Raw genomic sequence first — 14,499 nt, forward strand, 5'->3', positions numbered from 1 at the left:
CGATCGGTGGACGCGCTTGTCGCCGCGGGCGCCTATGTTGTGTGCCATGACCGAGCCATCGACCAGAACCAAGCGCGTCCTGCAGCGAGTGCGGACGACGCTGCTGGTGATGGGTGCGGTGCTTTCGATGACCATCGGTGTCGCCTACTACGCCACTCGTGCCGAGGGAGTGACCCGCGCCGAGCAGGAGATCCCGTTCAACGGCGTGGCGTTCGCTTCTTGGTGGGCCGGGCTCGCCCTCTGCGTCCTGCTGATCTGGCGTCACCGCTGGCCCTGGGTGGTGCTGGCCGTCAGCTGCCTCGGCACGCTTTTCCTGCCGATCGACGGCTTCCTGCCGTTGGCGGCGCTCTACGCCGTCCTGCTCGTCGTTGTGGATCCGCGGCGTCGCATCGCGGCCGTCGTCGCCACCGCTGTGGCGGTCTTTGTCTCCGTCCTGCGCGACACCAATCACGGTGTGCCAGAAGTCTCCTCGTTCTGGCGGACGATCTTCCCGTACGCCGGCGGCCGCGACTTTCCGTGGTGGCTGACGCTGCTCATAACCCTCGTCGTCACCGGCATCACCGCTGCCCTCGCGCTCTACGCCCGTGACCGACGCACCCTCTCCTCCACCACCAAGGCGCAGCAGGTGGCCACGCAAAGGATCAGCGTGCTGAGCGAGGAGGTTGCGCGGCGGGCCGAGCGCGAGCGCATCGCCCGCGAGATCCACGACGCGCTGGGCCACCGGCTGTCGCTGCTCAACCTGCACGCCGGCGCCCTCGAACTCTCCGCCGGTGACGATCCCAAGCTTGCCAAGAGCGCCCGCGTCGTTCGCGAGAGCGCGCAGCAGTCGATGGCCGATCTGCGCTCTTTGCTCACCCTGTTGCGCGAGCCCGGCGACCCGGACGTCAGCAAGGCACTGCTCACCCTGAGCGACCTCCCGACGCTCATCGACGAGTCGCTTGCGGCGGGTAGCCCGGTGGCGTCGTCGGTGTTCATTGATGAGTCGCAGCCGCTGGACGAACAGGTGAGCCACACCGTCTTCCGCATCACCCAGGAGCTGCTGACCAACGCTCGCAAGCACTCGCCGGGGTCGATGATCCGGCTGCATCTGGACGCCCGGCCCACCTCCGGCATCGAGATCTCGACCACCAATCGCATGCCGCCCGACGCCGACCGGCGCTTCCGTCCTGGTAACGGGCTCACCGGTATTCACGAACGCGTCACCCAATGCGGCGGCGAGTCGTGGGCCTGGGTGGACGAGGGTGACGCCTTCCGATTCCTGGTGCGCCTGCCATGGCAATTCCGTCCCGCGGGTGCGAAGGTCAAGTCATGAACGAGCCGTCCACTCGGGTGCTGATCGTCGACGACGACGCGCTGGTCGTCGCCGGGCTCGCCAGCATCATCGAAACCACCGACGACATCGTGGTCGCCGGCACTGCGTCCGACGGTGACGAGGTGATCACCGCGATCACCCGCCATCACCCCGATGTCGTGCTGCTCGATGTGCGGATGAAACGGCAGGACGGCATCACCACCACCGCGTCGATCGTCCGGCTACCGAATGCTCCTCAGGTGATCGTGTTGACGACTTTCGACACCGACGACATCGTCCGGCGCGCGATCCAGGCCGGCGCCGCGGGATTTCTGCTCAAGACCGCCGCGCCGGTGGAGATCCTGGATTCGATCCGCAACGTGCACCGTGGCGGTGGAGCACTCGACCGCAGCAAGGTGCGCCACGTGTTCGACATGGTGAACGCCTCCGATAGCGGTCGGCAGGCTGCGCTCACGGCGCTCGCACAGCTCAGCGATCGGGAGCGGGACGTCGTGATCGAGCTGGCCAGGGGTGGGTCCAACGCCGAGATCGGACGCCGGCTCTTCCTCGGTGAGGCGACGGTCAAGACCCACCTGGGCAACGCTCAGCGCAAGCTCGGTGTCAACGGACGGGTCGAGGTGGCGGTCATCGTGACCAAGGCCGGCCTCGTCTGATCCGCGCCCATGGGCTCCCTGCCCGCTTCCCGAACCTACTGATTGCGCGCGAACCTACTGGCTGTACTCAGTAGGTTCACCGCTCATCAGTAGGTTCACCCCTCGACTTCGGGTCAGACCGCGATCGGCGCCGCCAATACCGCGCTCGGGTCGTAGGCCTTACGCACCGCACGCCAGCGGTCGAGGTTGCTCCCGAGATAACGGCTCATGCTCGTGCCGGCCTCCAGGTAGTTGACATAGCCGCCGGAACTGTAGGGACGAACTGCGTTGTGCGCCTGTGCAATCCAGCTACTGGCGGAGGTGTAACCAGAGCCTCCGACGTACCACTGGACGGTGGCCGTGTGGTCACGCCAGGCAAAGGCGGTGGCGTTCGTAGCGGGTGCCGAGACCGCGCCCGTCAGCGGGTCGAGGATCGCGACCCCGGCACCGCCTGCCCGCGAGCGGGTGCGCACAGCGCCCAGGATCGCGCCCGCAGCCGACGTGCTCATCGTCCGGATGACGTCTGAACCGGCGCTGAAGGGCTGACGCGGCGAGGTGGTGCCGCCGCCGAAGTAGCGCACGGTGTCGAGGTACGAGCGTTGCGCGAAGGTCTGCGAGAGCGGTCGGACGCCGATCCAGTACGCAAGCGAGTCGGCTGCCGCACGCTCGTCGCCCGCCTCGGTGACCCCCACGATGCTGATCGAGATTGCACCATTGGCCAGCGAATTCACGTGCACATTGGTCCAGCGACTCCAAATGGTCGCGGTGATCCAGCGCGCCCAGTTGGTCAGCACGGCGACGCCGGCGGAGCTGGGGAAGGTCAACCGGAAGGTGCCCTTGCGGGTCGCCGCGTGCGTGGCGAAGGTCAGGCTGGTCACGATGGCGGCATTCCCGCCGCCACCCCCGCGCAGTGCCCAGAACAACTCGGCGTGCGCGCTCGGCGAGATCCGTAGTGCCGCACCGGCGCCCGTCACCACCGTCATCGAGGTGACCCGGTCGCAGGTCAGGCCCCAGCGGCGCGACTCGACGCCGAGCCCGCCGCCGGTCGTCAGCCCGGCCGCCCCCACGGTGGGGCAGGTGCCGGTCGGGATCGCCAGACCACGCGCTGCCAACGCAGCTTTGACCGGGTAGAGCGTCGACCCCGCGTAGACGGTGGCCGACGATCCGCTGATCGACGTAGCCCACGCCAAACCGCGCAGATCGAGAATGATCGTGCCGGACGCCGCCGACGCTCCGACATAGGAATGACCCCCTGCGCGCGGCGACACCTTCAGCCCGTAGCGGCGCGCGAACGAGAGCGTCTGTTGGATGTCGGCTTGGCCACTCGGTCGCACCACCGCCAGCGGGGTGCGTCCGTCGTACCGGGTGTTGAACACGAGTTTCGAGCTGCTGTAGCCGGTACTGCCCGGTCGGTACACCGGTCCGGTGACCGCGCGGTCGAGGGCGGCCCAATCCGGGGCGGCGGACGCAAGCGCGGTGCCGGGCACGGCCAGGGCGGGAGCGAGGGCGCCGGAGGCTGCTGCGCCGAGCGCGGTGCGACGACTGATGTTCATAACCGGTGGACCCCCGATCGCGTGACCCGGTTGGTCACGTTTCGAACTCAGCCTCCTCCTGCATGACGCACAGCGCCAGAGGTCGACGCTCAGGAGGCGATTGCAAGCCTCCTCAAACGAGCACCACAGCGAGGTCACAGCCGTGACCGCCATGGTTTTGGAGTAGCCGCAGTCAGACACCCCGAGAAAGAGATCGCCCGTGAATCACACTGACAATTCGACGAATTCGCCGTATGAACCGTTCGCTGACCTCACCGGTGAACCGCGTAACCAACGCGAGCTGAGCGTGCCCGAGGCGAATCAGCATCGCTGGTCGGGCAAGAAGACTGCTGTCGTTGCCGCGATGGCGATCGGTCTGGCCACGGCCGGAGCAGCCACCGCATCGGCCACCGTGCCGCTGGGTAGCAGCCTCGGCTCGGACTCCGGCCGCGGCGGTTTCGGTGGCCCCGGCGGTCAGGGCGGTTTCCGCGGCGGTCCGCCCGGCAGCTCACAGGGCACAGCCGGTCAGACGAGTCAGCAGGGGAACGCCGGCAAGCCCGGTCAGTTCCAGGGCGGGGTTCCTCCGCAGAAGCCGAACGGCACCAACGCCGCTCCCTGATTCTCCGACTCTTGAGGTGACCGACGCATGGGATCAGGTCGTTACCAGCCGCGGCCGGTTTCGACAGGCGCGCTCGTCCCTCACGGGCGGCTCAACCACCGGACGGATCACACCTCGACGAGGCGATGACTACTTGCGGCGCAGCTTCTTTCCGGCGTCCCGCAGCTTGTCCAGGTCGGCCATCGGATCCTTGCCGCTACGCACCTGCTTGGCCGACTTCATCATCGCGGCGTCATAGGCCGGACGTGCGAAACGCTTGGCGTTGTAGGCGGCCACTCCGTCGGAGTCGGTGAGCACGATGAACTTGCGTTCGCGCACGCCGTCCAACGCCTTGGCCGCCACCTGCTCGGCCGACCGGGGAGCCTGGTTGATGAGCTTGACGGCGGTCTCCTCCATGTCGACGTCCTTGCCCTGCAGCGACTGCGCCAGGTTGGTGCGGAAGAAGGAGGGGCAGATGACCGACACTTCAATGTTGTCGGGTGACAGCTCGTGGCGCAGGGTCTCCGAGACGGCAACGACCGCGGCCTTGACCGCGTTGTAGGACGACATGCTCGGCGCGTGCACGAGCCCGGCCAACGACGCAGTGTTGACGATGTGACCGCTGCGCTGCTGCTTCATCATCGGCACGAAGGTGTGGCAGCCGCGGACAACGCCGAGCAGGTTGATGTCGATGATCCACTGCCAGTTCTCGATCGACTCGACATCGATTCGGCCACCGGCTGCGACCCCGGCGTTGTTGAAGAGGTAGTCCAGCCCGCCCCAATTGGCCTCAACCCAGTTGCGGGTCTCGTCCCACGCTTCGTCGGAGCGGACGTCCAACTGCCGGTACTCCGCCCCCTGCGGCAGCACACCCTCGGGCGCCTGCTCGTGGACGTCGGTGATCAGCACCTTCGCACCGTCCGCGGCCATCATCTGCGCCATGGCAAGACCAAGACCGGAGGCGCCACCGGTGATCAGGGCGCGCTTACCGGCGAAGGAATCAGGGTTTCGTCGCAACGGGTTCCACATACTGCCGACGCTACTCGCGGGTACCCCGGCACGCAGGTTTTCCGCCCGAACACTTGGATCAGGCGAGCATCGCGCGGATGTCGTCGGCCGTGATCGCGCCCGATGCGCCACCGCCGCCGTCGACGACCCGGTTGAACAGGTCGCGCTTTCGCTCCTGCAGATCGACGACCTTCTCCTCGATCGTGCCCTGGGAGAAGAGCCGGTAGACCATCACCGGACGCTCCTGACCGATGCGATGCGCCCTGTCGATCGCCTGCGCTTCGGCGGCGGGGTTCCACCACGGGTCGAGCACGAAGACGTAGTCGGCTTCGGTGAGCGTCAGGCCCACACCGCCTGCTTTCAGCGAGATCAGGAAGGCAGCCGCGTCGCCGTCCTTGAAGTCGTCGATGACGTCCTGCCGGCTGGTGGTCGAGCCGTCCAGGTAGTTGGTGGTGATGCCCGCGTCGTGCAGGGCTGCCTCGACCAACCGCAGATAGGACGTGAACTGGCTGAAGACCAGCGCGCGGTGCCCTTCGGCCGAGAGTTCGCGCAGTTGGTCGATGAGGAAGGCGATCTTGGCGCTGGGTTCGCGGCTGGTGTATTCGTCGTCGACCAACCGCGGGTCGAGGGAGAGCTGGCGCAGCCGGGTGAGCGAGGCGAGGATCGCGATGCGGTTGGCGTCGGGGTCATCCAACAACCCGAGGATGCGTTGCCGTTCGCGCTGCAGGTGGCGACGGTAGTAGGCGTCGTGCTTGGACGTCAGCGAAATCTCCTGCAGCTGAATCTGTTTCGGCGGCAGGTCGGCGGCGACGACTTCCTTGGTGCGACGCATCATCAGCGGACGGATGCGGCGACGAAGTTGGTCGAGCTTCTCCGGCTCGGCACCCGACTCGATCGGTTTGCGATAGGTGCTGGCGAAGAGTTCGGGCTTGGGGAAGAGCCCGGGTGCGGCGAGCGCGAGCATCGCCCAGAGGTCCATGAGCGAGTTCTCCAGCGGGGTGCCGGTGATGGCGAGGGTGAAGGGAGTCCGCAACCGCTTGGCCGACTGGAAGGTCTTGCTCTGGTGGTTCTTGATGAACTGTGCCTCGTCGAGCAGCAGTCCGCGCCAGGGCAGCGACTCGAACTCGTCGGCGTCGAGGCGAAGCACCGTATAGGAGGTGACGACAAGCGCCGCGCCGGCCACTGTTTCGGCGAGTGGCTCACCACGTTTGCCGGCGGTGTTGCGCACCGCGACCACGGGAAGGTCGGGGGCGAATGTCGCTGCCTCACGCACCCACGTTCCGACCATCGACGACGGCGCGACGACAAGCACAGGCTCGGTGAGTTCGCCGGCTTCGTGCGCGCGGGCGATCATCGCCAGCGCCTGCACCGTCTTACCCAGGCCCATGTCGTCGGCGAGGATGCCGCCGAGCCCGGAGTCCCAGATGCTGCTGAGCCAGTGGTAGCCGTCCACCTGGTAGGGGCGCAGGGTCGCCTTGAAACCGGTGGGCGGGCTGGGCGGTGTGCCTTCACCGACCGACTTCAGCTGCTCCACCCGGCGGGTCCACTCAGCGGACGCCTGGCTCACCACGCCCAGTTCGACGAGTTCGTCCCAGTAGCCGAGGTGGAACTTGTTGAGCTGCAGGCCGCTGCCACTGCGCTGGTCGGACAGCTCACGCGCCTCCGAGATCAGCGACGAAAGCCGTTGCAGCTCAGGGTGATCGAGGGAGAACCACGTGCCGGAGTCGAGCAGCAGCAGTTCCTCGCCGCGGGCTAACGCGCGGAAGAGCGGCTCGAAGGGCACCTTCTCCCCGCCGACGCTCACTTCGACACGCAGGTCGAACCAGTCGATCTCGCTCGACTCATCGGCGCCGATCTCGATGAGCGGATCGTCCTGCGCCTCTTCGAACACGGGGAGGTCGTCGGCTCGGCTCACGATCACCAGGTCGTGGTCGTCGAGTTCGTCGAGCAGTTGGGTGAACCGGACGGCGGCGAAGTCGGTGAAGATCTCCGACTCTTTGGGCCACCAGCCGATGCCGCCGATCGCCTCCAGCAGTGAGGCTTTGCGCAGCAGGGGCTCGAGCTGTTCCACCAGGCCTCGCTCGGCATGCCGGTCGCGTCCGGTGCGCGGGCTGGCGTCCAGCGCCATCGTGTGGCGTTCGCCGCCGGGATAACGCACGCTCGTGACCACCCGGATGGCAGTCTCCGACTCGCGCCGCACGTCCAGGTGCAGCCGCAATGGCTCCACGAGTGCAAGGCGCGGACGCTCGACCGAGCCTCCCGAAACCACTCCGTAGCGCTTGGCGAGCTTGGGCAACTGTGCCTCGCGGAAGCTGTCGGCGACCGACTCCGGCACCGTCACCGGGCCCTTGGACGCCAGCCACTGCGCCATCGACGACATGGGGCGGTCGAGGCCGGCGAGCACGAGGTTGTGTTCGTCCATGATCACCAGGCCGTGGGCCGGGTCGCCGATGAGCACGAGTCGGCCGGGGCGGTGCAGGTCGATGTCGGTGCGGCCGACGAGCGATCCGTCGCCGCTGTCGGCGAAGCGGATGTCGGTGCGCACGGGGTGGTCGAGCAGCTCGACCTCGGCGTCGGGGTGGGCGAAGGCCGGAAGGAGTTCGACGCCTGCGGCTGCGGCCATCTGCAGGTCGTCCCACACTCCGCCGCCGAGCTCGTCGAGCATCAACCGCGGTGCGCGGCTCATGACATTGCCGGCGCCGCGCCAGCGTTCGAGGATGCGGGTGAGCGCCTGCGACTGCTCGGGCACGAAGAAGCGCCGACCGGAGCTGCGGGCATCGGTGCGGACGTCGGTCCACTCGATCGACATGTTCCACCGGCCGGTCTTGCCGCGTCGGCACGGGATCAGCTCGAAGCGGGTGCGGGGCGAGCTGTCGGTGCCCGATCGAGGAGCGACCGTGGCTGCGATGCGCAGGCCGAGCGCGTCGGCGTCGGTGAACGCTTGCGCGGTGTCGTCGTCGCCCAAGAACCTGTCTGCGAATTCGCGCCAGGCTTCGTCGCCGACCGCGGGCTGTGAACCACCGAGCACCTCGCGTCCGGTGAGCACGACGGCGGCGACGTGCTTGCACGCCTTCTGCACCGGGCAGGAGCACCGCGAGGTCCAGTCCTGCGGGGGTGCGCCGACCCTCGGCACCGTGAGCATCGTGGTGTACGCGTGGACGGCGCCGCCGTTGACCGTGGCGAGCACCATGCGCCCGTTGTCGCCGGTGTTGATCGATTCGACCCGTTCGGCGTCGGCGTATCCAAGCCCGCGCTCAAAGGCGAACCGGCCGACGTGCTCGACGATGTCGTCGTCACTGACCTGCGCCAACCAGGCCGCACCGCGCACCTGAAGCCGGGAGGACGAAGACATCTGACAAACGTAACCCCGGGAGCCGACAGCCCACAAACCTCGGGCAGCCAGTTCACCAAGAGGTCACCGTGTGGTGGCTCAAAGCCCGTAGTGCACCGCGACGTCGACACCGTTGATGCGGTGCACCTGCACCGGCAGCTCGAAGACGTCCTCCAACAAGTCCGTCCGCATGATCGCCGAGCAGTCACCCTGGGCCACAACGCGACCCGACTTCATCACCACGATGTTGTCGGCGTACGCGGCAGCGGCGTTGATGTCGTGCACCACCACGACGACGGTGCGGCCGAGTTCGTCGGCGGCTCGGCGCAGCATCGACATCATCGAGGCGGCGTGCTTCATGTCGAGGTTGTTGAGCGGTTCGTCCAAGAGCACGTAGTCGGTGTTCTGCGCGATCACCATCGCCACGAACGCCCGCTGCCGCTGACCACCGGAAAGTTCGTCCAGGAACCGATCAGCGAGGTCGACCAGGTCGAGTCGCTCCAACGCGTGGTCGACGTGGGCACGGTCGTCCGCGTTCAACCGGCCCTTGGAATACGGGAAGCGGCCGAACGACACCAGGTCGCGCACCGTCAGCCGCAACGCGAGGTGGTTGTCCTGCCTCAGCACCGCGAGCCGGCGCGCGATCACATCGGAAGCCGTGGTGTGCACGTCCAGACCGTCGACCGCCACTCGGCCCGTGTCAGGCGAATGCAACCGGGCAACCACCGACAACAAGGTCGACTTGCCCGCACCGTTGGGCCCGATGAGGCAGGTGACCCCGCCGGCCGGAAGCTCGATCGAGACGTCGTCGACCACGACCGTGCGGTCGTAGGACGCCTGCACCTTCTCGGCGACGATCATGTGCGACGGCTCCTTCTGATGAGCAGGACGATGAACACGATTCCGCCGATGAACTCCACGACCATCGACAAGCTGCCCTCGAAACCGAGCAACCGTTCGAAGAGCAACTGACCACCGACCAGACACAGCACCGCAGCCATCGCCGCCGCCGGGATCGTGAAGGAGTGACGGCTCGTGCCGAGGGTTTGGTACGCCAGGTGCGCCACCAGCAGACCGAAGAAGCTGGTGGGCCCGACCAGTGCCGTCGACACCGCGACCAGCACCGTGATCAGCACCATCGTGGTCAGCACGGCGCGACGATGATCGATCCCGAGGCCGATCGCCGAGTCACGCCCGAGCGACAACACATCGAGGTGGTGACGCGAGCGCCAAAGCAGGCCGGTGAAGATCGCCACGAGTGCTGCACCGATGCCGATGAGCTGGGTGGGGGCGGAGTTGAAGTCGGCGAAGAAGCGGTCTTGCAACACGATGAACTGGGTGGGGTCCATCAGGCGCTGCAGGAACGAGGACGTGCTGCGGAAAACGCCACCGATGACGATGCCGACCAGCACCAGCAGGTGCAGGCTGCGGCTGGCTCCCCCGAGCAACCAGCGGAAGAGCAGCAGCGAGAGGCCGACCATGACGACCACTTCGAAACCGAAGCGGCCGAGCGCGTTCAGCGAGACGGTGCCGGTGATGCCGAGCACGAAGATCGCCAGCGTCTGGATCAGCAGGTAGAGCGCGTCGAAACCCATGATCGACGGGGTGAGGATCTGGTTGGCGGTGATCGCGTGGAAGGCGACGGTGCTCACCGCGATCGCCACGCCGACGATCACCATGGTGGCCAGCGTCGTGCTGCGTCGCTCGAGCGCGAAGGCCCAGTCGCCTTCGACGCCGGTGGTCAGGTAGGCGATCGACACCACGACGCAGGCGACAGCGAGCAGCGCCAGCCGGACGCCCGGAGCCAGCCGTGGTTGCGGTTTCGCCGGGGCCTTCGTGGTGGGCGCCGCCATCAGGTCAGCGGACACGCGGCGACCTCTTCAGCAGCAGGGCGACGAAGGCGACTCCGCCGACGACGCCGAGGATCGAACCGATCGGCAGTTCGTACGGGGCGATGACGGTGCGTGCGAGGATGTCGCAGCCGAGCACGAGACCAGCGCCGGCCAGCGCCACCCAGCCGATCGAGCGGCGGGCATTGCTGCCGACGATCATCGCGACGACATTGGGCACGACGAGACCGACGAGCGGAAGCATGCCGACGGTCACCACCACGGCGGCCGTGACGATCGAGACGAGGGTCAGGCCGACCACCATCGTGCGCCGGTGGTTGATGCCGAGGTTGGTGCTCACCGATTCACCCAGACCGGCCACGGTCAGCCGGTCGGCCAACCACACGACGGCGAGGGTGAGCGCGGCCGTGAGCCAGAGGATTTCGTAGCGCCCCTGGACGACGGCCGAGAAGTCGCCGGTGAGCCAGGAGTTCATGCTCTGCAGCAGGTCGAGCCGGTAAGCGACGAAGGTGCTCGCGGCTGCCACGACTCCCGACAACATGATGCCGATGAGCGGCACCACTAGGATGTCGCGCAGCGGCAGGCGTCCGAGGATGGTGATGAACAAGAAGGTGCCGGCCAGCGCGCACAGGGCCGCGATGACCATGCGCAGCATCACCGGCGCCTCAGGGTTGTAGATCGCCACGGCCAGGATGCCCACCCCGGCGAACTCCATCGTCCCTGCCGTCGACGGTTCGACGAACGGGTTGCGGGTGAGCAGCTGCATGACCAACCCGGCCACGCCCAGGGCCGCTCCGGCGAGCACGAGCGCGATGGTGCGCGGCACCCGGGAGAGCATGAGCATCTCCCAGGTGGCCGCGCGGGTGTCGCTGTCCAGCAACGATTTCGGCGTCACGTCGGCCACACCGACGAAGAGCGAGATCGTGGCGAGGACGACGACCGCCAGGACGCCTGCTACCCCTAGGATCAGCCGGCGCCCCAGCGGTTGCGGGTGCCTCAACGGCAGGACGGCCAGATCAGCCAAGACCCTTCTCGACCTCCTGCAACATGGCCGGGAGGATCCGCAGCCCGTTGCCCGCGAGGTACCAGTTCTGGCCGTCGAGGTAGGTGATCTTGTTGTTCTTGCCGGCCGGAGTCGCGTTGACCAACGGGTTGTCGAGCACGGCCTTGGCCGACTTGCCCGACTGGCCGATGGCGGAGTCGCGGTCGATCACGAAGAGACGGTTCGGCTTGGCCTGGTTGACGAACTCGAAGGAGACCGCTTGGCCGTGACCGTCCGCCTTGATGGTGTTGGCGGTGGGCTTCAGGCCGAGCGCGTCGTGGATGAGGCCGAAGCGCGAGCCGGGGCCGAAGGTCGACACCTTGCCGCCGCTGGTCATCAGGATCAGGCCGGTGCCGGCGTTCTGACCTTTGGCCTTGATACGGCTGACGGTGGAGTCGATGGCGGCGATCTTGCTCTTCGCCTCGTCCGACTTGCCCAGCACGGTGCCGAGGGTGGTGACCTGCGACTTGTAGTCGGCGACGGCGTCCTTGCCCTTGAGCGTCATGTCGATGGTGGGGGCAACCTTGCTCAGCTCCTTGTAGAGCGAGGCCGAACGGCCGCCGATCACAATGAGGTCGGGCTTGGTGGCCTTCACCTTCTCGATGTTCGGCTCCTTGAGGGTGCCGGCGTCCACGATGTTTGCGCCCTTGAACTTCGTCAGGGACGGCGGGAGGGTCTTCTTCGGCGTGGCCACGACGGTGCCGCCGAGCGCGTCGATGGTGTCGAGGGCGGCGTAGTCGAGTACGACGATGCGCTGCGGGACCTTCGGCAGGGTGGTCTTGCCCTGCGCGTGCGACACGGTGATGGCGCCGCCGGCCGACGACGCGGACGCGGTGCCGGCTGCCTGGGAGGAGGAGGAACCGGCGGAGCTGCTGCTGCCCCCGGCACCTGCGGTGGTGCTACCGCACCCCGCGAGCATGGCCACGGCGGCAGCGGTGGAGACGGTGACGGGCAGTGCGTGGCGCGCGTGACGAAGCATCATCGAGACCTTTGGTGAGGATTGCCTTACCTGACTGGCAGGACGGTAGCAAAGCCCTACCTAAGTCTGCCAATCGGTATCGGCACGCATCTTCCTGAGCCCCGAAAACCGTTGCAGGCCAGCAGGGTTCAGGTGTTCACAATGCGGGACTAGGCGTCCGGCACCTTCTCCAGGTCTTTCAGCCACACGGCGGCGTTGCCGTCGGACGGCGCCCGCCAGTCACCGCGGGGCGAGAGCGACCCGCCGGCCATGACCTTCGGGCCGTTGGGCAGCGCCGAACGCTTGAACTGGCTGAAGGCGAAGAATCTCTTGATGAAGACCTCGAGCCAGCCCCGGATCGTGGGCAGGTCGTAGGCGATGCGCTTGGCGTCGGGGTAGCCCGTCGGCCACTCGCCCGTTGATGCGTCCTTCCAGGCGTGCCACGCGAGGAAGGCGATCTTGCTGGGCCGCGAGCCGTAGCGCAGCGTGTAGAAGAGGTTGAAATCCTGCAGCGGGTAGGGCCCGATGGCGTCCTCGGTCGACTGCGGCTTGTCGCCCTTCTCGCTCGGCACCAGCTCGGGGCTGATCTCCTGCTCGACGATCTCGGTGAGCACTGAGCCCACTTCGTCGCTGAACAGGTCGTGGCCGACCACCCAGCGGATGACGTGCTGGATCATCGTCTTGGGGATGCCGGAATTGACGGTGTAGTGCGACATCTGGTCGCCGACGCCGTAGGTGCACCAGCCGAGCGCCAGCTCCGACAGGTCGCCGGTGCCGAGAACGATTCCGTTCTCCTTGTTGGCGATTCGGAAGAGATAGTCGGTGCGCAGCCCGGCCTGGACGTTCTCGAAGGTGACGTCGTAGACCGGCTCACCCGCACCGAAGGGGTGGCCCATGTCTTTCAGCATCTGCGTCGCCGTGGGTCGGATGTCGAGCTCACTGAAGCTCACCCCGAGCGCCTCACCCAGCTTCCAGGCGTTGCTCTTCGTGGAGTCGGACGTCGCGAAGCCGGGCATCGTGTAGCCGAGGATGTCGGTGCGCGGGCGTCCCATCTGGTCCATCGCGCGGGCCGCGACGATGAGCGCGTGGGTGGAGTCGAGTCCGCCGCTGACGCCGATGACGATCTTGGGGTTACCGATGGCGCGCAGTCGCTGCACGAGCCCCGCCACCTGGATGTTGTAGGCCTCGTAGCAGTCGAGGTCGAGGCGGGCTTCGTCGTCCGGCACGAACGGGAAGCGGTCGACCTTGCGCCGCAGACCGATGTCGCCCCTGGGCGGATCAACCACGAAGTCGATGGTGCGGAACTCGCTGACCCGATCGACGTAGGTGCGCGCGTTGTCGTCGATCGACCCGTCGCGCAGCTTGTCCTGCCGGATGCGGTCGAGGTCGATGTCGACGACGGTGCGGCGCGGACCGTCCGGGAAACGCTCGGTCTCACCCAGCAGGTCGCCGCACTCGTAGACCATGGTCATGCCGTCCCAGGCGAGGTCAGTGGTCGACTCACCCACCCCGGACGCGGCGTACATGTATGCCGACAGGCAGCGCGCCGACTGCGCCCGCACCAACAGGTGACGGTCTTCGGCGCGGGCGACCGTGATCGGGCTACCGGAGATGTTGGCCAGCACACTGGCGCCAGCGAGCGAGGCCATCGAGGACGGCGGGATCGGCACCCACATGTCCTCACACACCTCGACGTGCACGACGAGGCCGGGAACGTCCGCGGCATTGAAGAGCAGATCGGGGCCGAACGGAATCTCCCTGCCGCCCAACCGGATCCACTCACCCACCTGTTCGTCACCGGAGGCGAAGTGCCGCTTCTCGTAGAACTCGCGGTAGTTGGGCAGGTACGACTTCGGGGCGACGCCAATGATCTCGCCGGCGTGGATCACCACCGCGCAGTTGAACAGTCGCAGCCCGTGACGCAGCGGCGCACCCACCACCACGAGCGGGCGCAGATCCTTGGTGGCCTGCGCGATGGTGGTCAGCGAGTCCTGGACGGCGTCGAGCAGCGGATCCTGCAGGAGCAGGTCTTCGATCGCGTACCCGCTCACGCACAGTTCGGGGAAGATCGCGACAGCGACGCCGTCGTCGTGCACCGCCTTGACCTCCTCGATGATCGAGGCGGCATTGGTCGCCGGATCGGCGATCGCCGTGGGCACCGTGCACGAGGCCACGCGGGCATAACCCTGCGCGTACGCGGAGTAGAAGTCCATGCGCCGATCTTGTCAGGTGCAGC

General features: G+C 67.2%; 11 protein-coding genes. 3 read left to right on the forward strand and 8 right to left on the reverse strand.

Features of this window, described 5'->3' with window-relative positions:
* Window positions 1–46 precede the first annotated feature (46 nt).
* A complete protein-coding gene (locus J5M86_RS13545) occupies window positions 47–1,312 on the forward strand; it encodes a sensor histidine kinase (protein WP_188058947.1) in 1,266 nt (421 codons plus the stop codon).
* A complete protein-coding gene (locus J5M86_RS13550; RefSeq protein WP_188058946.1) occupies window positions 1,309–1,965 on the forward strand; it encodes a response regulator transcription factor in 657 nt (218 codons plus the stop codon). Before J5M86_RS13545 ends, J5M86_RS13550 begins: the two co-directional genes overlap by 4 nt.
* A 113-nt stretch (window positions 1,966–2,078) precedes the next feature.
* Here the strand turns inward: J5M86_RS13550 and J5M86_RS13555 are convergent, their stop codons facing one another.
* On the reverse strand, window positions 2,079–3,497 hold the full coding sequence (locus J5M86_RS13555) for an FAD-binding oxidoreductase (protein ID WP_188058945.1): 1,419 nt from the start codon (window positions 3,495–3,497) through the stop codon (window positions 2,079–2,081).
* 199 nt (window positions 3,498–3,696) lie between these two features.
* On the opposite strand from J5M86_RS13555, the gene J5M86_RS13560 reads away from it, so the two are divergent.
* The gene (locus J5M86_RS13560) at window positions 3,697–4,095 is read left to right on the forward strand and encodes a hypothetical protein (protein WP_188058944.1); all 399 of its coding nucleotides are present in this window, start codon (window positions 3,697–3,699) and stop codon (window positions 4,093–4,095) included.
* Window positions 4,096–4,224: 129 nt separating this feature from the next.
* On the opposite strand, the gene J5M86_RS13565 is transcribed toward J5M86_RS13560, so the two are convergent.
* From J5M86_RS13565 to J5M86_RS13595, 7 genes are all read right to left on the reverse strand, one after another.
* Window positions 4,225–5,103 (reverse strand): SDR family NAD(P)-dependent oxidoreductase, encoded by an 879-nt coding sequence (locus J5M86_RS13565; RefSeq protein WP_188058943.1) that lies wholly within the window; start codon window positions 5,101–5,103, stop codon window positions 4,225–4,227.
* A gap of 58 nt (window positions 5,104–5,161) precedes the next feature.
* Window positions 5,162–8,434: a DEAD/DEAH box helicase gene (locus J5M86_RS13570; RefSeq protein ID WP_188058942.1), complete on the reverse strand. Its 3,273-nt coding sequence runs from the start codon at window positions 8,432–8,434 to the stop codon at window positions 5,162–5,164.
* A gap of 78 nt (window positions 8,435–8,512) precedes the next feature.
* Window positions 8,513–9,274 carry an ABC transporter ATP-binding protein gene (locus J5M86_RS13575; protein WP_188058941.1) on the reverse strand — a complete coding sequence of 254 codons (762 nt, stop codon included), beginning with the start codon at window positions 9,272–9,274 and terminating at the stop codon, window positions 8,513–8,515.
* Window positions 9,271–10,281 (reverse strand): iron chelate uptake ABC transporter family permease subunit, encoded by a 1,011-nt coding sequence (locus J5M86_RS13580; RefSeq protein WP_244328369.1) that lies wholly within the window; start codon window positions 10,279–10,281, stop codon window positions 9,271–9,273. The genes J5M86_RS13575 and J5M86_RS13580 overlap by 4 nt, the downstream gene beginning before the upstream one ends.
* Window positions 10,271–11,287, reverse strand: a complete 1,017-nt coding sequence (locus J5M86_RS13585) for an ABC transporter permease (RefSeq protein WP_244328370.1) — start codon at window positions 11,285–11,287, stop codon at window positions 10,271–10,273. Before J5M86_RS13585 ends, J5M86_RS13580 begins: the two co-directional genes overlap by 11 nt.
* Complete coding sequence (locus J5M86_RS13590; protein WP_208965039.1) at window positions 11,280–12,284, reverse strand: siderophore ABC transporter substrate-binding protein; 1,005 nt, start codon at window positions 12,282–12,284, stop codon at window positions 11,280–11,282. Before J5M86_RS13590 ends, J5M86_RS13585 begins: the two co-directional genes overlap by 8 nt.
* Window positions 12,285–12,433: 149 nt before the next feature.
* The gene (locus J5M86_RS13595; RefSeq protein ID WP_188058939.1) at window positions 12,434–14,476 is read right to left on the reverse strand and encodes an NAD(+) synthase; all 2,043 of its coding nucleotides are present in this window, start codon (window positions 14,474–14,476) and stop codon (window positions 12,434–12,436) included.
* Window positions 14,477–14,499 lie beyond the last annotated feature (23 nt).

Origin of the sequence: Yimella sp. cx-51 (assembly GCF_017654605.1) — a bacterium.
GTDB lineage: Bacteria > Actinomycetota > Actinomycetes > Actinomycetales > Dermatophilaceae > Yimella.

What these genes read in the sequence shown, in the direction of transcription:
- J5M86_RS13590 (WP_208965039.1), bottom strand. Translation starts at nt 12,284, where the DNA reads ATGCTTCGTCACGCGCGCCACGCACTGCCCGTCACCGTCTCCACCGCT.
- J5M86_RS13545 (WP_188058947.1), top strand. Translation starts at nt 47, where the DNA reads ATGACCGAGCCATCGACCAGAACCAAGCGCGTCCTGCAGCGAGTGCGG.
- J5M86_RS13550 (WP_188058946.1), top strand. Translation starts at nt 1,309, where the DNA reads ATGAACGAGCCGTCCACTCGGGTGCTGATCGTCGACGACGACGCGCTG.
- J5M86_RS13570 (WP_188058942.1), bottom strand. Translation starts at nt 8,434, where the DNA reads ATGTCTTCGTCCTCCCGGCTTCAGGTGCGCGGTGCGGCCTGGTTGGCG.
- J5M86_RS13565 (WP_188058943.1), bottom strand. Translation starts at nt 5,103, where the DNA reads ATGTGGAACCCGTTGCGACGAAACCCTGATTCCTTCGCCGGTAAGCGC.
- J5M86_RS13575 (WP_188058941.1), bottom strand. Translation starts at nt 9,274, where the DNA reads ATGATCGTCGCCGAGAAGGTGCAGGCGTCCTACGACCGCACGGTCGTG.
- J5M86_RS13595 (WP_188058939.1), bottom strand. Translation starts at nt 14,476, where the DNA reads ATGGACTTCTACTCCGCGTACGCGCAGGGTTATGCCCGCGTGGCCTCG.
- J5M86_RS13555 (WP_188058945.1), bottom strand. Translation starts at nt 3,497, where the DNA reads ATGAACATCAGTCGTCGCACCGCGCTCGGCGCAGCAGCCTCCGGCGCC.